Raw genomic sequence first — 20,674 nt, forward strand, 5'->3', positions numbered from 1 at the left:
TGAAAATTCTATTATGGTGGCAAGTCAACTGCTGTTTTTAGTTACATGCGCTAGCCTGTTCACCAGCGTGTCTTTTGCAGAAAACACTCCTGACTATTACAAGCCGTATGCGCCAATATACACTGACAAGCAAGTATACACTTGGACTGACAAAGTTCACATAACGATTGTTTCTCCAGCTTGGAATGAAAACATACATGCCATTGACTCAATTGGGGATGATAGATATCATCAGGTCAAAATATCTACTGCGAGTAATTCTCTCGGGCCGTATCGACTCACAGAAACATCGCCAAACAGCGGAACTTTTGCAGGGGAGGTAACGCTAACTGGATTTTCACATGATGTGGATGGTGATGGAGTATCTGATACTACTCCGCGAACATCCGGCAATGGCCCAACAAGCGGATTGCTTGAAGCAAAGCGCGATGACGGCATTACAATATCGTTTGAATTTGCAGACGGTGTGGTACTAACAAAATCTGTAAAAATCAGCTGGAACGTCGGAGAAATTGCGTTTTCTAATCTCAGATATCTTCCAGAAGAACAAATCAAAATTCAAGTAAATGATCCTGACATGAACCTCAATCCGGAAAATTTAGATCAGGTCAAAATTACAGTATCGACAGAATCTGACTCTGCCGGAATCTCCGTCATTGCAGTTGAAACACAGGACGACTCTGGCGTTTTTGAGTCTACAATTTCTTTAACGCAGACCAGTGGGTCAAGCGGCAACAGAATACGCGCATTTCCAGGAGAACTTATCACTGCAAAATATGAGGACCGGACACTGCCTCTGCCATACGGCATATCTGATGATCTTGATATAATTGCCACCTCCTCTATCGGCGCAGACATTCCAGACATACAGCGAGTATCAATTGAGGATCTTTACGTTGCAGATTCGACTGGAGAACAAATAAGCAAATTGACAAAGAATAATCAAATTCAAATCGTAAGCCACATACGCAATAACCAAGATTACTCACAACAGTTCACATCTATTGTGCAAATCGTGGATGAGCAAAATAGAATAGTTTCCCTTTCATGGATAGCGGGCAAACTATCGGATCTTCAGAATTTTGAGTTATCGCAATCCTGGATACCGACGGAAAGCGGCAATTATAGGATAGAGACGTTTGTCTGGAAGTCATTAAATGATCCTTCTCCACTTGCGCCAAGCTATGTAAAGTCATTTTCTGTAAAATGAATATTCAAAACATATATTCGTGCCCATTTGCGACTAGTATATTTTTTATAATGACGCATGACTTTCTGTTTAATGACTAAAACGACACTTTCAGCCTTGTTTACTGTCGCAATTCTTTTGTCAGCAGCATTTGTAGCTTCATCTGGTATGGTGGAGCAAGCATATGCTGTCAAGTCACAAAGTACAACGCCTCAAAAATTATTTGGACCGAAAACAACAAGCAAAGTCTGTGGCGAACAGCTGTGCTATGATGCAGACTCCTCTGTAAAAACAGATCGAACCAACACCATGATGGAACTAAAAACAAAATCAATGCCCGTGAAAGAATACAACACAAAATCAATGCCATTGAAAGAATCCAAAACAAAAATGATGGGTTATGATAAAATGATGGGTTCTAACAAAATGATGGGTTATGCAAAAATGCATCAGTCTGCAGTCGTCACAAAAACAATGCAATCTGCTCAGGATCCCGCAGCGGGTCATGAATCGCACCAACTCGCAGTTATCCTGCCTCCAAGTGGCAAGATCTACAAAGGAACACTTACTTATGCAGCATCCGAACCAGTTCAGCTTGTAGCCCTACATGGACCACTAGCTGAAGGCGAGGCCACTGGTCAACCAATCTGGTCACCAGATGGAAAAACCAAGTTTGCATTGACATTTGTTGACACACAACAAGCTTCAGGAACATGGAACTTTGCAGGAAACGCACTTGCAGTCCACACAAAGAACCCAGAACCGTTCACTGTCAGCTACACCGTCAGCTATATGGAAAAGCAAAAGTCTGACACCGTAAAATCTGGAACAATGCAATCTGCTCAGGATCCCGCAGCGGGTCATGAATCGCACCAACTCGCAGTTATCCTGCCTCCAAGTGACAAACCGTATGCTGGCATGATAACTTATGCAGCATCCGAACCAGTTCAGCTTGTAGCCCTACATGGACCACTAGCTGAAGGCGAGGCCACTGGTCAACCAATCTGGTCACCAGATGGAAAAACCAAGTTTGCATTGACATTTGTTGACACACAACAAGCTTCAGGAACATGGAACTTTGCAGGAAACGCACTTGCAGTCCACACAAAGAACCCAGAACCGTTCACTGTCAGCTATACCGTTGTAGCAGGTCAGTAATCTCTCTTTATTTTTATATTATTTTTTTTATTTTGAAATTAACTGGTCATTTGTTCGATTTTTCAAGTGATAAATCTATAAAGGAGCAATTTTGGATCGACATTACGCAGTGAAATATGAGCAAATTACTTGAGAAAGCACTAAAGGACGCACTATCTGAGAACAAATGCGTATTGGGTACGAAGCAGGTAGTACAGACAATTAAAAACGCAAAACTTGTGATAGTGTCAAGATCTGTTTCGGAAGGTTCATTAGAAAAAATCCAAGATTCTGCCAAAAGTCAAAAAGTTGCTACGTTGCCATTTGATGGTTCATCTGTTGCACTTGGCAGACTATGTGGATTACAATTTAGAGTTTCAGCAGCATCATTGACTTCAATTCCAGAGGCAAACATCAAAGCAATAATCAAAGAATCAGAAAAACAATGATCAACAAAATTTTTTCAAACAACACTCAAAGTTTAAATGAGACTCTCAGAGCTTCGAGATAATTAGCAAAGATGGCACAAACAATCAAACTTACAACCGATCAAATGCGTTTAATCTCGCTTTTCCAAAATGTTACCGGCGCATCAGCACGTGATTGCGTAGAAGATGAAAAACAAAATCGCGTCATCTTTGTAGTCAGCGAAGGAAAGATGGGGCTTGCAATTGGCAAGGGCGGCTCACACATTAGAAATCTTCAAAACATTGTCAAAAAAAATGTCGAGCTTGTTGAATATTCAGATGATCCCGTTGAATTTTTGAAAAATATGCTAAATCCAAAACTTGTTACTGAAGTAAAATTAAACAAAAGACTCGACGGAACAACTCAGGCAATAGTCCTAGTTGATCCTAAAAAGAAGGGGATTGTAGTGGGGCGAGAAGGACGCAATGCCGAAAAGGCACGCTTGCTTGCAAAAAGGTATTTTGAAATTACAAGCGTTTTAATTAACAGTCCTGATAAAATGATGGAGTGATAGTATGGCAAAGTCTCCACTTGGTTTATTTGCAGGTCGCGTACTAAAAGCAAAAAGAAAAAGACAGCGATGGTCTATAGGCGTATATAAAAGAAGAACTCTTGGCCTTGACAGAAAATCAAACCCTCTTGGAGGTTCGCCGCAGGCAAGAGGCATAGTTTTAGAAAAAGTAGGTGTTGAGGCAAAGCAGCCAAACTCTGCTGTGAGAAAATGTGTTAGAGTACAACTAATCAAAAACGGAAAAACAGTTACCGCATTTTTGCCCCGAGACGGAGCAATGAACTTTATTGACGAACACGACGAAGTTCACCTAGAAGGAATGGGTGCAACTCAAGGTGGTGCAATGGGAGATATCCCTGGAGTTAGATTCAAGGTATTCAAAGTAAATGGAACTTCCCTAAGAGAACTAGTCCGAGGAAGAAAAGAAAAACCAAGGAGATAGACATGACAGACGCACCAAATCTTTTGTTATTTAGAAAATGGGATCTTACTGGTATAGAAATAAAGGATCCTGGACTTAAAACCACAATCTCGCTTAAAAAATCAGTAATGCCGTTGACATTTGGCAGATCCTCGCTTAAACGATTTAACAAACTCGAGGTAAACATTGTAGAACGACTTGCAAACAAGCTTATGCACTTTGGAAAAAAGTATGCAAAAAACACTGGAAGAATGGGCGGCAAAAAGGCACGTACAATCAACACTGTCAAGGCCGCATTTGATATAATACACCTAAAGACTGGCAAGAACCCAGTTGAGGTACTAGTCCGAGCAGTCGAATACTCGTCACCAAACGAGGATACTACAAGAATCGTTTACGGTGGCACTGCGTACCATGTATCAGTTGATGTTTCTCCTCTAAGACGGGTTGATCTTGCATTAAGATTTATCGCAGATGGCGTAAAAGAAGCAACATTTTCAAACCCAAGATCAATGGAAGAATACCTGGCAGACCATCTCATTGCGGCATCGACAAACGATGGAAACGCACCATCTGTTAAGAAAAAGAATGAATTAGAAAGAATAGCGCAAGCATCCAGATAATTGTAAAGTAGCCCGAGGCAGATTCGAACTGCCGTCTCTGCCTATCCACTCATAAGATCCAGAGGGCAGAATCCTTAGTCTGAAATTCATTTGACCGCTAGACTATCGGGCTACTGAAAAAACTGCAATATGTGTTGGATATAAAATTATTATTTCGTTCGTACTTCTTTAATTGCAGTTGCATAGTCACATTCTGCCTTTAATCTCATGTATGGGATTAGTCTGTAGTGTATGGAATAAAGATCCTTTTCTTTAAACAGGAGGTTTTTTTGCAAAAGTGAGACTAATCCCCTTGACGTAACGGTGAGTGTGATTCCAAACCTTGCACAAACCTCATCGCGTTTTTTTTGATATTCTGATAAGGTAAATGCAACATTGTTTAGTTCAAGTATTAGGGGCCACACAATCTCTTTCCAGACCAGTCTCCTGTTTTCGGTTCCAGATGCGTACTTGCCCTTTTCGCTCAACCTTAGTGAACTACCGCCGGATGAATCCGATAGTGTTTTTCTGTTTCCTTGACACTCTTAGTATCTCCACAGACGTAACTTCCCGCAGTTCCTGCGGTATGTTCAAACAATTAGAATTCAAATCGGCTCCACAAATTTCTAAACCCTTTTTCAAAATATTAATACTTGCATTATGATCTCTGTCAAGCATCAAACCACAGATATTGCATTTGTGGATTCTAACTGCAAGTGATTTTGGTACTGCATTACCGCATCTTGAACAGTCCACAGTTGTATTTTTCGCCGTAACCTCAATTAACATACATTTGTAGTCAAGCATATTTGTGAATGTGCCCCAACCGGAATCGAGTATTTTTCGCACCAGAAAGTGATTTTTTACCATGTTTAGTTTTTGTAATCTTTCCACAAACACTACATCGTATTTTTTTGCATATTTTGTTGATAGTTTGTGCAAAAAGTCCTTACGTCTATTTCTAATTCTCTCGTGAATTATCTGATAGAATTTTATTGCTTTTTTTCTATTCTGTGATCCAATCTTGCGCCTCGCTATCTTTCGTTGAATTCTTGCAAGCGGTTTGAGCATTTTTTTAAGATTTAATGGGTTTGGTGTTACAAATCCATCAGAGTCATACACAAAATTTTTGATCCCGACATCAATTCCCACTGATTCTGAAAGATGAATTTCTGGTAGTACTACATCAACGTCGCAAGTAACACATGTATGCCATTTCCCTGACTTTGATTTTGAAACAATAACCTGTTTAATGTGGCCGTTAATTTCTCTATGTTTTCTGATTTCAATGTATCCTATTTTTGATAACCACAGAAGATTCACGCTTCCATGTTTTTCAAATTTGTATCCTGATTGGTTGTAAGTAAAAGTACGATATTGATCATATTTGACAAATCCTATCTTGCCTACTTTGTATCCTTTTTTATTTAATTCAATTATTGATTTTTGAGCTGCGTCCAACTTAGTGGATATCATCTGTAGCATTTTAGCATGGTAATTGTAAAGCCACGATTCCTGCTGTTTTAACTCAGTCAGCATGTAGTTTAAGTCGTTTCTTGATACAAATCCATTTTGTACATGTTCTACAAATTTGTTGTATACCCATCTACATACGTCTAAGTTATTTTGCAATCTCTTTTGTTGTTGTGGATTTGGATACAAGCGGAATTTGTAATTTCTTACACTCAATATTCTCTTGTTTGAGTATGTGATTCTACATCTAAAACCGTTATGATCGAAAATGATCTAACTTGATGTGCGATCTACTCCCATGCATCTTTAAAATAGGTGAATAATTTACTTATAATTGCATAGTTGTTTCAAAAAGAAATTGAAGAATCTCTGCAGCTTTTAGAAAAGAATTGGCAAATTGATCCTGTACTCAAGGACTTTGTGCTTGGAAAGCGCACAGATGTTTCTGATTACCCAATAAAAGTAAAGGATGTGATATTTCACATTCCGTATCTATTAAATGAAAAAAAATTCATTTTGTGGAAATGCTTTTGGCCTGACTGCCACAACTGCTGTGACCGACAGGGAAGACTGCCTCTTACATCAGATGACTTGGTTACTATTGGCAAGGGACTAAAGTACCAAAAAACATCTGACTTTATCAAAAAAGAAACACTAATCGCGACATGGCAGGAGGCGGGACCGACATCAACTAATACCATAATGACGTCGATTAACCTAAAACGAAAATCAGATGAAACCGAGGCAGACGATGGAACTCATATCTCGTGCAGGTTTCTCAATAAGGAAGGTGGATGTTCTATGCATCCTGATAGGCCTGGCGTGTGCTATTTGTATCCGTTTTCAACGTGGCTTGAAAATGACAATGGGAGGGCACGCGTGCACTCGACGTTTCAGTTTACTGGTGACTGTCCCGGGTTTTATCTTTCTGAGACACTTGATCCGATGAAAGAAGTACTGAAAGAATACTCGATAACAATTTATGATTACAACATGAAATATACCCGTACCACCCGGGAAGGATTTAGTCTGGCTAATTTCGTCTAGGCCTTTGCCACTTTCATTAAATCTCGCATGTGGATTTCCATTCCAAAACGAGCTTCGTTCTTTTTCATGTATCTGAAAATAGACAACATGTCTCCCAGTTGTTTCAGTAAACTAAAGTCCTTACTTAGCTTACTTCGTACAAAATTAAACACCTTTCCGTAAATCTTGAAATGCTCCATTACCTCTTTTTCATATTTTTCGTTGTTCCCAAGATTCCTAACAAAAATATCTGCACATTCCATGCTTGGAATTATTCCCTCGCCTAGAAGGGGGTAGACTGTTCCAATTGATTCGCCGACTCCAACTACCTTGCCCTTGTAAAACGGCTTGCATAGATTTGGGGTAGCAAGCCTGATTGGCCTTCCGACTGTCTTGATGACTTTGCCCCCGTATTCTTTAAGGAATTTGTCGGTTTCTTCAATGTGTTTTTTCATGTAGTCTCCTGCACCAATGTGGGCAAGCTTGTCGCCAAGCGGGAAATACCAAAAGTAGCCAGTCATATTGGCAAACGGTTTTATGAAAAAGTCGTCATATGGGACTTTGCCCTCATATTCAACTTTGTATTCGTACGTTGGTAAGAAAAAGTCCTTTTCAAGTTTTGGTAGATACACCCTGTGAAATCCGGTGCAATCAACTATTATATCAAATTCAGCTTCCAAGTCCTCAAGCTTCGGACTTACGCCGTAATTGACCTTGCAGCCTTTGGTGAAATCCTTGATCAGTCTAATTTTGTCATAAGTGCAAAGGCCGTGCAAACCAATGTTGAATTTTTCTTTATTGTTCATCTCGACGTACATGTTTTTTCCGTCATGAATAACATACTTGTTAAAATCTACTCCTGATTTTGCGCACAGCTCTTCCATTCTCGGTCTACATGTGCCCCAAGCGCAAATGGAATCGTGCCTTTCCTCCGGCATTCTCTCAAATCCGACTACCTCGTGATCATGCTTTAGCCTTGAAAGTAGGTAGCTCCCGGCAACACCAATCCCGCATACTGCGATTTTCAATTCAGCTGATGTCGATTCTGACCTAATAAATACAATATCCGTCTTTCTTATCCGGTGCCTAGACGTTTCATTATAATTCCCATACCTTAAAACGCGCAAAATTATCAAAAAAACCATTGACCAGTCAAAAACCAATCAGCCTTAACCAGCAAATGATTCTGGCTGTCATGCCGTCAATCATTTCTCAAATTATCGCGTTCTATAGAATAAAAAAACTCGTAATGGGAATAATAATAGAGACTGGGGTCATTGGGCTAATTGTTGGAATGAGCAACGTGCTACCATATCCCCACTGGCTCATACTTGCATTGGCTGTCGAATGCCTAGTTCCATTGATGTATGTAAGAAAGTGGACCATCCAGTATAATCAAGCCGTTAAATCAAAACGCGAATAACTTCATAACCATACAGAAAATTGGCTAATCGAAATCAATGATAGTAAATTAGATCGTAGGTCAAATTTATCACTCAATTGGAAAGTTATTGAAAAAATCACAAACACATTGTTGATCAAAGCAGTAAACATTCTAAAGTCAAGCAAACGTGAGGGGCGACACGAATCAGTAATAATAAAAAAACTAGTTGTATTTTTTGAGAATTTGGGATATCAGGCAGTCCCTCATGCTAGATTCAATATTGCTTGGGGAAACATTCTTTCCGACGTTGATTTACTGCTTTTAAAAGATGATGAAATAATCGCTGTCGAGGTAAAGTCGTCAAAGGATAATCTCAAGCGTGCAAGAAAGCAAATTGAAAACATAAAAGATTATGTCGATTACGCGTATGTGGCAACTGATTACATCCCAAGAAAGTTCTCACTACGTAATGCTGGTCTGATATATGTAAACGGAAACGTGGTGATTCTAAAAAGATCCAAACTGCTAAGTGACGACCCAAGACTTTACAGTCTTGACTCGTTGCCAAAAAAATGCCTGTGCAGGTGGGCAAAAACGCAAAATCAAAGATATTCTCAGAAATCAAAATTGGATCTTGCAAGCCAAATCATAAATGACTCTGACAAAGTAAAATCCAAAGTAAAGGAAATCGTCACCTGCGGACTGAACTGTGATCATGGATGTCCAATCTGGGGTTTTGAAAAAAAATACACATGCTGTGTTACACAGCAAGTATTGTGGCCTCAAAAAAGATAACATAGCTAAACAATCCTTAAGAGCGATGATGCTGTAATTTATCGGAATGGATTTTTTTCATAGAAAGAAAAAATGCGAGCAGTGTGATGAGAAATTTACAACAGATGGTGATCTGATGCATCATGCAAGACATATTCATCATCAAACAATTGTGAATTGCACTGAATGTGGAAAAGAGTTCGTTCATGAAAAAGACCGACTGCACCATGCAAGAAAGGAACACGACGAAAAGATGAAGAAAAGATCAAACAAAGAGTCGTTTCCTGATAAAAATGACTCGCTCCAAGATAGGGTAGACGAGCAAACCAAACACTTTAGCGACAAGCTTTGAATGTTTAGATCTGTTTTTGATCCTATTCTATTAGGATGGCCGGCTTGAATGGCCTTGCAGTCTTAGATTTGTTTTTTGGGTCGTACTTTGCAGGATCTGATTCAGAAAACACCTGCATTTCTACGTTAAAGTCGGCCCTGATCAATCCTGACAGTTCACTTGCAATCAATTTCTTTTCATCAAAATCCAAAATCTCTAGTTTTATTTTTCTCAGATCAGTCGATTCTGATAAAATATCTTTTATTGTCCTCTGCACAAAGTCTGGGTTTTTCTTTATCTCTTCTGTTTCTTTGTTTGCGATCAAATCCTTCATTATTATGCCCATGTTGGTCTGACCACTCATGATTTTATCCAAGACGAAATGATACGCCTTTGCCTTGAGCGAATCTGCCGTATAGATGGTGATCTTTTGTGGCGCAATTTTTGTTACCTTGAGAATATTTGCAATATCTCCTATGATTGATTTTAGCAGTTCCTCTGACTGTATTGCGTAGCCGTCGATTTTTTCTGATACCTGAGGCCAGCTTGACGTTGAAACCATTCCTGAGTGGCCAAGTCTTTCCCACATCTCTTCTGCAATATGCGGTGCAAACGGGGATAGCAATGCCACTCTGATGGAATTTATCTCGTGTAAAATTCCGGAAATGTTTGTTCTTTGTTTTGCATTTACCCTTTTCATGTACCACTGCAGGTCTGATTCAAACGAGAACAATATGTTGTGAAGTGCTTCTCGCAGCCGCATCTTTTCAATTGACGATGTGAGATCCGATACTGCGCTATGCAGCTTGCTTTTTATCCACTTGTCTTCTGGCTCTAATTCGTTCTGCTTTCCTGGTTTCAGCTTTGTACATTCTTCTAGCAACGACTCTAGTTTGTGCTTTATTCCTGACACTGACTCTAAATTAAAGTCCGCATCCTGGAGAAGTTCTGCTGATATTATTATTGCCAGCCTGATTGGGTCTGCGCCATAATCTCGAATCGCCTTTCGCAACGGGATGATGTTTCCCATGGACTTTGACATCTTCTTTCCGTCCATTAGGACCGAGCCGTTTACCACAATTTCCTTCGGCCAGTTTTCTTCTGGGAAAATGGCCACATGGTTCAGTATGAAAAATGTCAAATGATTCGGCACCAAATCGCGCCCTGAATGTCTCGAGTCTACTGGATAAAAATAAGAAAACTCTTTTCTGATCTGCTCGACTTTTTCTTTTGGGATTTTTGTCTTTTCTGATGCTATGTCTGAGCTGCCCTGTCCCAAAAACACGTAATCGAAAAACTCCTGCCCTAGGCTTTCTGGTCTTATCTCGTTGTTATTGACAAATTTTACAATGACATAGTATGCCATGTAGATGACAGAATCTGAAAGGCTCTCTACTATCCAGTCCTTGTCCCACGGGAGTTTTGTTCCAAGGCCGTGCTGTCTTGCACAAGCCCTTTCCCGCAGCCACCCGATCACATAATTGAACTCAGGCCTTATTTCCTGGGGAAGGACGCTCATTTCATCAAGGCATTTTGTTGCCTTTTCCTTCCAGGCCTTATCTGAGTAATTCAAAAACCACTGGTTGTTTAGAATTTTCACAACGCACTCTGCACCGCACCTGCATCTGACAGGGGCGTTTGTCAGTTCCAGTAAAATGTCTGCAAACTTTTCCTTGATCAGCCATTCCTTCACGACATCCTTTGCGTCTGCTACCTTTTTTCCTGCAAACTGGCCTGTGTTTTGCTTTAGCCTTCCACCATAGAATTCCTTTCCATAGATTTCCTTTGTTGCCTCTTCTAACCTGGAATCTGTTTGGTCTTTTATCCCAAGCCTGTCAATTGCTTCCTTTGCTGGAATGTTTCCATATCCGTCCGTCTCTATGATTGAAATTGCCTCGATTTTTTGAATTTCTTCTGCAAGGGATGCGTCTTTATTGGAATTTTTCAAGTCCTGCAAGGCCTGATAGTCAAATGGTGCATGGGCTGGAACCGACATCACTATGCCGGTGCCGGTGTGGGATTCAACAAAACTAGCTGGTAGCATCACTGCAGAATCATTTCTGTGGGGAATCTGGACCTTCTTTCCGCAAAGCTCGGAGCCTTTTATCTCTCCCTCATATGTCACCTTCTTGTCCAAATATTCTAATTTGTGTGCGCACTCTGCACTAACTATCCAGTTCTCTCCATCTACTTTGATCTTTTTGTAAACTATGTCTGGATTCACCCAGAGGTTTGTTACGCCAAAGAGCGTTTCCGGTCTGAGCGTTGCAGTTGGTATGATGTAATCATCCTGGCGGAATTTTATCAAAATGTATTCTGTAAAGTCTGGCTCCACGTCTCCAAGTGTGTCGTGTTGTGATACTGGATTTTGATCCTTTGGACACCATCCGACAGGGTGAGATCCCTGGATGATTAGGTTCTTTTTTCTAAGTGTGTTGATTTGCCATTCGATAAATTTCTGATATGCCGGATCAATTGTGGTAAATTCCCGTCTCCAGTCAATAGAGTATCCCATCTCGATCATTCCAGATTTTATCTCCTCGTGGAAATAGTCGGCAATTTTTACCGGCTCTACAAATTCTTTTATCTTGTCTTCGGGTACATGATACAATTCCCTAAAGTTTTGTATCAGTTCCTTGTCCCCGTCTTGAACTCTTTTTGCCATTCCTAAGATGGGCGTTCCAGTATAATGGAATCCCATTGGGAAAAGTACGTTGTAGCCCTTCATGCGCAAAAACCTCGCATGAACATCTGCAAGCGTATACGTTCTTCCATGACCTATGTGCTGGGGTGAATTTGGATATGGGTATGCCACTGTGATGAACTTTTTTTCTTTGGAGTTTGGATCGGTCTCAAAGTCTTTTGACTCTTGCCACTTTTTCCTCCACTTTTCCTCTATTCCATTCCAGTCTATCATAAGCCCACTGTCTTTTTTATCAATAATTCTGCGTATCCGAGTGCGTCAGCAAGCCTTGATGTGTCCTTTCCTCCGCCCTGCCCAAATCTCGCATCTCCTCCACCGGAACCGCCGAGTTTTGCAGAAATCTCCTTTACCAAATCTCCTGCCTTGAACGTCTTTGATGCGTCTGCTCCAGCAAAAACAATAATTCTGATTCCACCTCCTTTTATGATCAAAGCGCAGTAAATTGCAGACGGGTTTTGCGTTATCATGTCTTCGCCTACTGCGATGTGGAACTCTTCGTCCAACTCTTCATCGATCACCGAATAGAATTTCAAGGCGCCAAAGGTCTTGGAATTATCAGCTGCCTGTTTTGCCACCGTGCCGCTGGTCCTCTTGATTAGCTGCTTTAGCTTCTTTTTTGCAGACTCTGAATCACTCATTGCGTGCTCAAATGACTTGACTAGTTTTTCTTTGTTTGAGCCAAGTGATTTTATTATTATGGATAGGTCGCTTTCCTGTTTTTGCACGTATCTTATTGCTGCCTCGCCTGAAACAAATTCTAGTCTTACCACGCCGTCCTGGATTCTTTCTGACTTTGTAATCTTGATCAGCCCAAGGTCTCCAGTTCTTTTTACATGCGTGCCACCACACGCCTCAACATCAAAGTCCTCGATTCTTACTATTCTTACTGATTTTACGGGAACCACTCCCCCTTGGTATATCCTAAAGCCAAACGTCTGCTCTGCCTGACCTCTGTCATATTCTTTGATTGTGACTGGAAGGTTTTTTTGAACTATGGAGTTTGCGACGTTTTCAATTTTCTTGATCTCCTCCTCGTTTAGACTGGAGTGGTGTGTAATGTCCAGCCTGCCGTAATCCTTTTCTTTGAATGCAGAGTGCTGCCATACCCAAGAGCCCAAAACGTTTCTTGCAGATGAATTGAGTACATGGGTGCTTGTGTGGTGTTTTGTTATGTTTACTCTTCTTGAGATGTCAATTTCGCAGTTGACCATTACGCCCTCATTTGGAACTGTCTTCATTTCATGCAGTACGATGCGGCCGTGTTTTGTAACGTCTAATACGTCTGCGCCGTTTATCTTTCCGTGATCAGGCTCCTGTCCGCCTCCCCTTGCGTAAAACGAGGTCCTGTCCAATATGACAAACTTGTTTTTTATTACCTTGAGTACCTTGGCGTCAAATTTCATCGGATCGTCTTTGTAGAACAGTAATTCCGTATCTGGGATTCCTTTTAGATCAAATTCCTCGCCCGTTTTCTTTTTTTCCGATTGGTGGAGATCCGATAGTTTGGTGTAAAAACTGTCTGGAATTTCGGCAATTATCTTGTGTTCCTTTAGATAGTCAGGTGTAACCCCGTCTGACTCGTATAGCCTGATCATGTCGTCTACGTCTAGGCTCTTGTTTTTGAGGCTCTCGGCAATCTTTACCATTCTTGACTTGGAGTCATGGTATCTTTCCACCTCGATTCCGATTATTGTCTTAACCTCGTCTCGGTACTCCTCAAGCTCAGGATATGTTGCCTTGAGGTAGTCGATGTGGCTGTCGATTAGATCATTCAAGTCCAAACTTAGGCCGAGTCTGTCAATTGTGGCCATGATTCTCCTTAGGATTATTCTCAGATTGTATCCTCCTCCAACATTGCTTGGAAGGGCGCCATCAGATATTGCAAAAATCAAAGTCCTTAGGTGGTCTGCTATCGTGTAAATCCCCTCAAGCGGGGTAATGATTCTGTTTAGATTATCGTCTGTAAGGTTTGTTGCCTTTATCGCCGCCTTTCTTACCTGTGACAGGTCTGGATATTTTTCAAGACTTTTTGCTATTTCGGTAAAGTATTTTGTTAGAATGTTTGCGTCTGCATCAATTCCTACTTTTTGAATTAGCTTTTGCGTTATTGGCCCAAAACAACAATCATAGGCAGTCGGCGTTCCCATTGTAATCCATGCAAACCTCTCAAGGCCTGCACCCATGTCTATGATTCTCTGATCAAGTGTTGTGTGATGTCCTAGATCTCCTTGGAATTCCGTAAATACAGCATTTCCTAATTCTAGTCCTCTTACGTAGAACTCTAGTGATGAGCCAAAGGATCCTCCTCCTGCCCAAACGTCCTCGACAAAAACAATCTCTTCTTTGTTTATTCCAAAAGATTCTGTCAGCAGTCTAAAGTCCAAATCAACGCATTCGTCCTTCCAGTAACCATTTCCGTTTGGAATGCTGTGCTGTCCTATCATGCAGAAACTAGAAAAGTGTCTTCCTGTGACTCCTACATTTTCCAAGTCTTTGAACCGAAGACATGTCTGTGGAACGACTAGCGGATTTGCAGGGAACTCAAAGACAACCTTTGAGCCCATCACTCTTTGAAAATCAACAATCGATGCAATAGTAAAGTAAAGATCATCACGCCACCTGCACACTACTGGATATCTTGATACTGAGGTGTGTCCGTTTTTTACAAAAAAGGATTCTACCTGCTTCCATGCCTCTGTGTAGTCAAATCTCTTTTTCGTGGGGGGATTGCCAATGAACGAATAGGTGTCATCCGAATGATCCGGGCAAGTCTTTCTCTGCGACTCTAAAGTCCAAAAAAATCTCTTGCAAACTGAGCACGATTTGCGCTCAAATCCCTGCTCGGCAAATAATTTTACCTTGTAGTATCTATCCGGCTCGCTTGAAAACTTTGCAAGGATCTCTTCCTTGTCCATCTTCTGAGATTCAAACTGACCAATATTAAGGACTGTCGATTACGATAAATTAAATACGCTACCTGGAGACATTGAATCATGTTTGGTCGCAAAAGAGGAATCAAGGAAGGCGATTATGCTTTTTCATCAAAACAAGATGGCGACTACAAGAACATAATTTTTGGAATAGTGACGGGAGTTGATGGCTCTAAAATTGGCATCAGCGGATTAATCGTAAATCCAATTGGCCTAAAAAACAAAGTATCGCAGGGAAAGGCAGGACCGCGTTCTGAAGAGATTCTAAAATCCCCTACTCCTGAGAACTGTATCTTTGCATTCATCTACAGAACCGAGCATGAAAACTTTAACGACGTAATCGATCTGGATTCTGGCAGAATAACTCCGATCTCTGAAAAGGCATATTCTGTTTTGGATGGGTGGATAAGAGAGTCACTGCCTGAGTTGATCAACAATGTTCTGTCGTTGCCAGACGGCGCAGAAAAAGATGAGGCAAAGCGCACCCTCAAACGAAGAATGGAAACTCTGTACGACAAGAACCTAAAGCAGAACCTTTACTCTGTTTGCCGAAGTCTTAAGATCCTGGTATAATCCTACATAGTTTTATATTATCCCCAAAGAAAATCACGATACAATGGAATACGTCTACGCTGCATTAATTCTGCACAAACTGAAAAAGGAAATTAATGAAGCTAACATTACTAGTATAATCAAAGCCACTGGCGAATCAGCAAATGATGCCCAGGTAAAAGCACTAGTGTCTGCACTCGCCGATGTTAACATCGAAGAGGCAATCAAGGCAGCACCAGTAGCAGTTGCAGCAGCACCAGCCGCAGCAGCAGCACCAGCAGGTGGCGGAGATGCAAAGAAAGATGAGGCAGCAGCAGGAAAGTCTGAAGAACAAGCAATGGAAGGCCTCGCTTCACTGTTCGGCTAAATCTTCAAAATTTTCATTTTTACCTTTAATTATGATTGGGTATAACCAATTCTAGTTGCCAGACATATCGTTTGCCTTTCTGATTTACGTTTTTGATCTCTTTGGGACTATGGCATTTGCAGTGACAGGTGCATTCAAGGCAATAGAGCACAAGTCCGACATTGTCGGAATAATAATTCTCTCCGTCATCACCGGCGTTGCGGGAGGAACCATCCGTGATATCATAATTGGCAAGTTTCCTCCAAACTCCATTTCAGATCCGTCATACGTGATTGTGTCTGTCGCATCTGCCGTTGCCCTGTTTTTCCTTTATCCGCATTTGAAAAAGCACTGGAACGTATTTTTGAAATTTGACGCAATAGGACTGGGTGTTTTTTCCATAACTGGTGCGACCTTTGCGTACAGTATTTTTGGGCTGAACTTTCTTGCGATGGCATTTGCAGGCATTCTTAGTGCAGTTGGAGGGGGTATACTCAGAGACGTTTTTGTGAACGAGGTTCCAATTATTTTTGTAAAGGAGCTATATGCCGCTGCAAGCTTTGTAGGGGTTGTGGTCTTTTTCTTGCTTCTAGTTGGTGGCACACCACTGTATATTGCGTCTATAACTGGAATCGTAATTATCACGTCTCTACGACTTGTCGCAATGAAATACAACTGGAATTTGCCGCGGGCTAGGGAGAAATAATTTTTTATGCTGGAGTGTAGCCTTTTGCCTTTGAGGCAACTGACTGTGCTTGGGCATTTGCCTTTTGCAAGACTGCGTCTTTTGTATCGTCTGTAATGTAGCCTGCCTCGATTGCGACAGAGCGGGCGCCTTGGCCTAGCTTTGCCAAAATGAGCTTTATGTTGTCTTGCGTGATGTATGCTGCCTCGATTGATAGCGATAATGCTTCTTGGTGTGCTCTTGCAAACATCTCTCTGTATTTGTCAAGGTCAATTACCAATTCTGATCGTTTGTATGCCTGTCCCTCCTCAAGTGCTGCCTCTAGGGCGATTCCTGCCTCGATTGTCTTTATGTCTAGTTTTTGTAGTAGCGTAGCTAGCTTGTCTGGTACTGCTCCGCCCTTTTTGACCGGAGTGACATCCTTTGTAATCCAAATTGTTCCCTGGTCAATCTTTGTTGGAACTCCCGCCTCTTTGAACTCTGTCAGCATTGGGCCTGGTGCGATTCCGGTGTTCTTTGCTGGAACTGTAACGTCGATGCTTGCAATGTCTCCGCCACGTGCAAACATCATTACTTTGTTCTTGCCGAGAAGAACATTTAGCTTAAACGGTGACATGTTTGTAAACATCAAAACGCATTGACCTGTAAGCGATTCTATCATTTTTGCAATTCCTGGAACGTCAAGTGTGGCCAGCGCTTTTCTTGCAACTTGGTCCTTTATGCTGACTATCTTTACATCACTGAGGAATTTTTTTCTTAATGGTAAAAGCTGAGACGATCTTACTTTTTCCATTCTGACTAGTGCCGTGACTCTGTATTTTTTTGGGAGTTCTTGCAGCTCTTGGTACATCTGCATTTTCTTTTTAGGATATTGTGTTCTGTTTTCTCTCATGTTATTTCATCTGCTGTGCTTGTTTGATTGGTTTTCCCATTGATGTTTTGATTACTATTTTTCTAATGTTTCTCTCCCCGTTTGGTAATTTCTTTTCAATTGCACTTAGTATTGCGTGTGCGTTTGCAGCCAAATCTGCATCGTCCATTGATTCATCTCCAATCTTACATGATAATGATAGGGAGTTTTTCACCTTGACTCTGATTGATGATCTAAATCTGTCCAGGAATGATTCGATTGGAGCGTTAAATGGAACTGGAACTGGCATCTTTCCTCTTGGACCTAAGAGCTGACCCAAAACTTTACCGACTGTTGTCATAAGCTGGGTGTCTGCCAGAAAGAAGTCATAATTGTTGATAAATTTACGAGCCTCACGTTTGTTTGCAGCAAGTGCGTTAATTTCGTCGCCGCTGATAACCCTGTCTGCATTTGCACTCTTTGCCTTTAATCCCATGTCTCCGCCTGCCATTATGCAGACTGTAGTTGGACTGCTGAGTTTTTTTGGCAACTGGATTGTCTCATTCATTGCAAATCCTTTCTTAACATCAATATCCTTTAGAATCACATACATTTCGACAGACTGTCTGAACTTACGTTCTTTGTCTACTGTCTTTGCTTCCTTTATCATCTTGGCTAGTTCAGACTCGTTGATCAACATGGTTTTCCGCGAAAGCCTATTTAAAATCGTTTGTCGCTTGCAAGCCAAAACTTGAGAAAAATTGTAAAATTTTCGAAATTGACCATACTGCTTTGTATTATATGCAAATTCTAATAATAAAAATTACATTTATTAACATCGAATCGACAATTTTGTAAACATTGCATAAACTAGATGATTTGGATATGAAGCTCCTCTACGAATTGACCAAGGATGGAAGTATTTCAGTTCCAAACCTTTCAAAAAAGATGGGAATCAATGCATCTGTCTTGTATAGCAGAATCAAAAGACTAACCAAAAAGAAGATCATCAAAAGATTCACTGTCCTAGTTGATGAAGCGCAACTTGGCATTGCCGTGAAGGCGACAATAGGAATCAACAGGGATCCGAAACTAAAGGACGCAATTCACAAGCAATTGTTCCAAACTGCAGAAATCGTCTCGATCTCAGAAGTGACTGGAAGGTTTGACATCATGGTTGGAGTTCACGCAGAAAGCCTTGAACAACTACACACAATTGTCATTGAAAAAATTGGTAAAATAGAGGGAATTCAAAGCACGGAAACTTTCGTTGAACTGCAAAAGACTGACAAAGAGCCTTCCTACCTGATTTCTAAATGACTTAGCCTAATTGGCTGTCCCATTTTCCTGCATTTATCTCTGCAGTGAATTCTTTTGGAGTCTTGCCCTCGATTTTAATTCCTAGTGGGAGACAGGTTCCGACAACTTCTTTTGCGACTGATTTTAGGGAGCTTGCGTATGATTTTTCAAGTTTTGCCTTTGCCACCTTGACGATGGACTCTACTTTGATATCTCCAACCCAAGTCGAGCCAGAAGTCCCTGAGCCTTTTTGAATTCCTGCCTCCTTTAGCAGTAATGCCGCAGCAGACGGAATTCCGACAATTACTTCCCATTTCTTTGTCTTGGTGTTGACGTTAACTGTTACTGGAACCTTCATTCCCTCAAAATCTTTAGTTTTATCGTTTATTGCCTGGATGATCTCCATGATGTTTACTCCAAGTGGGCCTAGTGCTGGACCTAATGGCGGGCCTGCAGAAGCTTGTCCGCCAGTTACTAGTGCAGAAACAGATTGAGTATCAGACATATTTTCATCTTTTTTTGAGTGAAGATTTAATCCTTCCTAAGCCGTGGATATCTTGAGATAGTTGCTATCGACTGTGACTGGCAATTGGTATGGTGCATCTAATAGAATGACTGTTGCTTCCTGCTTTTCATTGTCTACCCTTGTTACTGTTGCCTTCATTCCCTTGAATGGCCCTCCAATAATTTCGACAACGTTGTCTATTGCTAGCTGTGCCGCACTTGTCCTAGTTACCAAATAACCTTCGATATCTTTGAATTCTAACTCCCCCCTGAGCTGGCCGCGGATGTGCCTGATTCCCTGTAGGGCATCAAAAGCAGCGTTTGCGTCTTTTGCCTCAATTACGACATAGCCCTTTAGATTATCAACTAGTAAAACTGAAAGAACGTTAATCTTGTTTGTCTTTATCTTGTTCTGTAGCAAGTTCATTACTACTTTTTCCTGACCTCCTGTGGTTCTGACTGCAAAAAGATGCGATTTAATTTCTTGTGACAATTCCATCTATCCGAATCTAAACACAGCAAAAACAAACTGAATTATAAATCCAATCGTCCCAATGGCAGCTATTCCTAAAAGAACCAGTCTCAAATGTTGCATATAGTCCTCTTTGTCTGACTTTTTGGCAAGTTTCATCGTGTTTGCCATGTTCTTGAAGGTACTTACTAGATCCATCGCTGGAAGTTAATAAAGTGGCCTTATATCTTTTAGGTCGTGGAACTGCTAGTTGCGTACGAACAAGACCCGGCTGGCCATAACATGGCAAAATTCATCTCAAAACGGATGAAAAAAGATGGTGACATTTACCGGGGAAAAAATTTTGATCTAGTAATTATTCCAACCCCTGCTATTTCTGCAGACTGGCTTGAGGAAAAATATCATTATGATGGATTCGTATTTCTGTCAAAACATGCAGCGCAGTCTGGAGAACTTGCCCTGACGTGCCACAGCACCGGAAACTTTGACGCGGCACAGTTTGGCGGAAATAACAGGCAAGTCGCAGTTCCGCACCCACACCTGCAAAAATCCTACCTGCAAACGTTATGGAAAAATAAAGATGCTTTTTCTGAATTTCAAATCACAATAGAGGCCACCCATCATGGGCCTACCGCTTTGAACAAGCCTGCGATATTTATCGAGATTGGAACCACCGAAAAACAGTGGACAGATGAGTCCCTTTGCAACTCTGTCGCAAACCTGGTGCTGCAAACCCTGTCTGGGCCAATTGCGACTAATCCTGTGGCAATATGTTTTGGCGGCACCCACTACCCTGAAAAATTCACAAAAGAGCTCATCGAAGGAAAGCATGCCCTGGGGACCGTGATTCCAAAGCACGCACTTGAATTTCTAGACGAGTCTCTCTTTTCTCATATTTTAGATCGAAACAGAGCAAAAACCGCACTGCTAGATTGGGGAGGGTTAGGATCACACAAACAAAAGGTAATCGATTTAATCCGGGATGCCGATATGGAAATGATAAAACTTTGAATGAT

At 41.2% G+C, this 20,674-nt stretch carries 25 protein-coding genes and 1 tRNA gene; 15 read left to right on the forward strand and 11 right to left on the reverse strand.

Annotated features, from left to right (window positions below):
• Positions 1-13 precede the first annotated feature (13 nt).
• The 6 genes from NKMY2_RS04060 (at position 14) to NKMY2_RS04085 (ending at position 4,349) form a co-directional block, all read left to right on the forward strand.
• Complete coding sequence (locus NKMY2_RS04060; RefSeq protein WP_052347507.1) at positions 14-1,210, forward strand: hypothetical protein; 1,197 nt, start codon at positions 14-16, stop codon at positions 1,208-1,210.
• Positions 1,211-1,282: 72 nt separating this feature from the next.
• Entirely contained in the window at positions 1,283-2,347 is a 1,065-nt protein-coding gene (locus NKMY2_RS04065; RefSeq protein WP_042684942.1) for a hypothetical protein, read from the forward strand.
• Between the two features lie 116 nt (positions 2,348-2,463).
• Complete coding sequence (locus NKMY2_RS04070; RefSeq protein ID WP_042684945.1) at positions 2,464-2,775, forward strand: ribosomal L7Ae/L30e/S12e/Gadd45 family protein; 312 nt, start codon at positions 2,464-2,466, stop codon at positions 2,773-2,775.
• A 71-nt stretch (positions 2,776-2,846) separates the two neighbouring features.
• Entirely contained in the window at positions 2,847-3,305 is a 459-nt protein-coding gene (locus NKMY2_RS04075) for a NusA-like transcription termination signal-binding factor (protein WP_042684947.1), read from the forward strand.
• 4 nt (positions 3,306-3,309) lie between these two features.
• On the forward strand, positions 3,310-3,747 hold the full coding sequence (locus NKMY2_RS04080; protein ID WP_042684950.1) for a 30S ribosomal protein S12: 438 nt from the start codon (positions 3,310-3,312) through the stop codon (positions 3,745-3,747).
• 2 nt (positions 3,748-3,749) lie between these two features.
• Complete coding sequence (locus tag NKMY2_RS04085) at positions 3,750-4,349, forward strand: 30S ribosomal protein S7 (protein ID WP_042684952.1); 600 nt, start codon at positions 3,750-3,752, stop codon at positions 4,347-4,349.
• A gap of 8 nt (positions 4,350-4,357) precedes the next feature.
• Here the strand turns inward: NKMY2_RS04085 and NKMY2_RS04090 are convergent.
• The 3 genes from NKMY2_RS04090 to NKMY2_RS04100 form a co-directional block, all read right to left on the reverse strand.
• A tRNA-Gln gene (locus tag NKMY2_RS04090) sits at positions 4,358-4,461 on the reverse strand.
• A gap of 37 nt (positions 4,462-4,498) precedes the next feature.
• The gene (locus tag NKMY2_RS04095) at positions 4,499-4,816 is read right to left on the reverse strand and encodes a hypothetical protein (RefSeq protein ID WP_042684956.1); all 318 of its coding nucleotides are present in this window, start codon (positions 4,814-4,816) and stop codon (positions 4,499-4,501) included.
• Positions 4,817-4,826: 10 nt separating this feature from the next.
• Positions 4,827-6,017 (reverse strand): RNA-guided endonuclease InsQ/TnpB family protein, encoded by a 1,191-nt coding sequence (locus NKMY2_RS04100; protein WP_320408952.1) that lies wholly within the window; start codon positions 6,015-6,017, stop codon positions 4,827-4,829.
• A gap of 126 nt (positions 6,018-6,143) precedes the next feature.
• On the opposite strand from NKMY2_RS04100, the gene NKMY2_RS04105 reads away from it, so the two are divergent.
• A complete protein-coding gene (locus tag NKMY2_RS04105) occupies positions 6,144-6,848 on the forward strand; it encodes a YkgJ family cysteine cluster protein (RefSeq protein WP_042684958.1) in 705 nt (234 codons plus the stop codon).
• Here NKMY2_RS04105 and NKMY2_RS04110 read toward each other — a convergent pair.
• Positions 6,845-7,855 carry an NAD(P)/FAD-dependent oxidoreductase gene (locus NKMY2_RS04110; protein WP_042684962.1) on the reverse strand — a complete coding sequence of 337 codons (1,011 nt, stop codon included), beginning with the start codon at positions 7,853-7,855 and terminating at the stop codon, positions 6,845-6,847. The genes NKMY2_RS04105 and NKMY2_RS04110 overlap by 4 nt on opposite strands.
• Before the next feature lie 116 nt (positions 7,856-7,971).
• On the opposite strand from NKMY2_RS04110, the gene NKMY2_RS04115 reads away from it, so the two are divergent.
• From NKMY2_RS04115 to NKMY2_RS04125, 3 genes are all read left to right on the forward strand, one after another.
• Entirely contained in the window at positions 7,972-8,250 is a 279-nt protein-coding gene (locus tag NKMY2_RS04115) for a hypothetical protein (protein WP_042684965.1), read from the forward strand.
• A gap of 108 nt (positions 8,251-8,358) precedes the next feature.
• Entirely contained in the window at positions 8,359-9,006 is a 648-nt protein-coding gene (locus tag NKMY2_RS04120) for a hypothetical protein (protein WP_042684966.1), read from the forward strand.
• A 46-nt stretch (positions 9,007-9,052) separates the two neighbouring features.
• A complete protein-coding gene (locus NKMY2_RS04125; protein WP_042684968.1) occupies positions 9,053-9,337 on the forward strand; it encodes a hypothetical protein in 285 nt (94 codons plus the stop codon).
• 22 nt (positions 9,338-9,359) lie between these two features.
• On the opposite strand, the gene leuS is transcribed toward NKMY2_RS04125, so the two are convergent.
• A complete protein-coding gene (gene leuS, locus NKMY2_RS04130) occupies positions 9,360-12,233 on the reverse strand; it encodes a leucine--tRNA ligase (RefSeq protein WP_042684974.1) in 2,874 nt (957 codons plus the stop codon).
• A complete protein-coding gene (gene alaS / locus NKMY2_RS04135; protein WP_042684976.1) occupies positions 12,230-14,935 on the reverse strand; it encodes an alanine--tRNA ligase in 2,706 nt (901 codons plus the stop codon). Before alaS ends, leuS begins: the two co-directional genes overlap by 4 nt.
• A 78-nt stretch (positions 14,936-15,013) precedes the next feature.
• Between alaS and NKMY2_RS04140 the strand changes: the two genes are divergently transcribed.
• From NKMY2_RS04140 to NKMY2_RS04150, 3 genes are read left to right on the forward strand one after another with little or no spacing between them, the layout of a single operon-like run.
• Positions 15,014-15,523 (forward strand): hypothetical protein, encoded by a 510-nt coding sequence (locus NKMY2_RS04140; protein WP_042684978.1) that lies wholly within the window; start codon positions 15,014-15,016, stop codon positions 15,521-15,523.
• A gap of 43 nt (positions 15,524-15,566) precedes the next feature.
• A complete protein-coding gene (rpl12p, locus tag NKMY2_RS04145; RefSeq protein WP_042684980.1) occupies positions 15,567-15,869 on the forward strand; it encodes a 50S ribosomal protein P1 in 303 nt (100 codons plus the stop codon).
• A gap of 55 nt (positions 15,870-15,924) precedes the next feature.
• Complete coding sequence (locus NKMY2_RS04150) at positions 15,925-16,554, forward strand: trimeric intracellular cation channel family protein (RefSeq protein WP_042684983.1); 630 nt, start codon at positions 15,925-15,927, stop codon at positions 16,552-16,554.
• A 4-nt stretch (positions 16,555-16,558) separates the two neighbouring features.
• Here the strand turns inward: NKMY2_RS04150 and NKMY2_RS04155 are convergent, their stop codons facing one another.
• Positions 16,559-17,425, reverse strand: a complete 867-nt coding sequence (locus NKMY2_RS04155; protein ID WP_042684985.1) for a 50S ribosomal protein L10 — start codon at positions 17,423-17,425, stop codon at positions 16,559-16,561.
• A 1-nt stretch (position 17,426) separates the two neighbouring features.
• Positions 17,427-18,080 (reverse strand): 50S ribosomal protein L1, encoded by a 654-nt coding sequence (locus tag NKMY2_RS04160; RefSeq protein WP_042685202.1) that lies wholly within the window; start codon positions 18,078-18,080, stop codon positions 17,427-17,429.
• Between the two features lie 164 nt (positions 18,081-18,244).
• Between NKMY2_RS04160 and NKMY2_RS04165 the strand changes: the two genes are divergently transcribed.
• On the forward strand, positions 18,245-18,703 hold the full coding sequence (locus tag NKMY2_RS04165; protein WP_042684988.1) for an Lrp/AsnC family transcriptional regulator: 459 nt from the start codon (positions 18,245-18,247) through the stop codon (positions 18,701-18,703).
• A 1-nt stretch (position 18,704) separates the two neighbouring features.
• Here the strand turns inward: NKMY2_RS04165 and NKMY2_RS04170 are convergent, their stop codons facing one another.
• From NKMY2_RS04170 to NKMY2_RS04180, 3 genes are read right to left on the reverse strand one after another with little or no spacing between them, the layout of a single operon-like run.
• On the reverse strand, positions 18,705-19,187 hold the full coding sequence (locus NKMY2_RS04170) for a 50S ribosomal protein L11 (RefSeq protein WP_042684990.1): 483 nt from the start codon (positions 19,185-19,187) through the stop codon (positions 18,705-18,707).
• A 36-nt stretch (positions 19,188-19,223) separates the two neighbouring features.
• Positions 19,224-19,679, reverse strand: coding sequence for a transcription elongation factor Spt5 (locus NKMY2_RS04175; RefSeq protein ID WP_042685205.1), 456 nt, complete (start codon positions 19,677-19,679; stop codon positions 19,224-19,226).
• Between the two features lie 6 nt (positions 19,680-19,685).
• Entirely contained in the window at positions 19,686-19,856 is a 171-nt protein-coding gene (locus tag NKMY2_RS04180; protein WP_042684992.1) for a protein translocase SEC61 complex subunit gamma, read from the reverse strand.
• A gap of 39 nt (positions 19,857-19,895) precedes the next feature.
• On the opposite strand from NKMY2_RS04180, the gene NKMY2_RS04185 reads away from it, so the two are divergent.
• The gene (locus NKMY2_RS04185; RefSeq protein WP_042684995.1) at positions 19,896-20,669 is read left to right on the forward strand and encodes a D-aminoacyl-tRNA deacylase; all 774 of its coding nucleotides are present in this window, start codon (positions 19,896-19,898) and stop codon (positions 20,667-20,669) included.
• Positions 20,670-20,674: the final 5 nt, after the last annotated feature.

This window comes from Candidatus Nitrosotenuis chungbukensis (genome assembly GCF_000685395.1).
Classification (GTDB): domain Archaea; phylum Thermoproteota; class Nitrososphaeria; order Nitrososphaerales; family Nitrosopumilaceae; genus Nitrosotenuis; species Nitrosotenuis chungbukensis.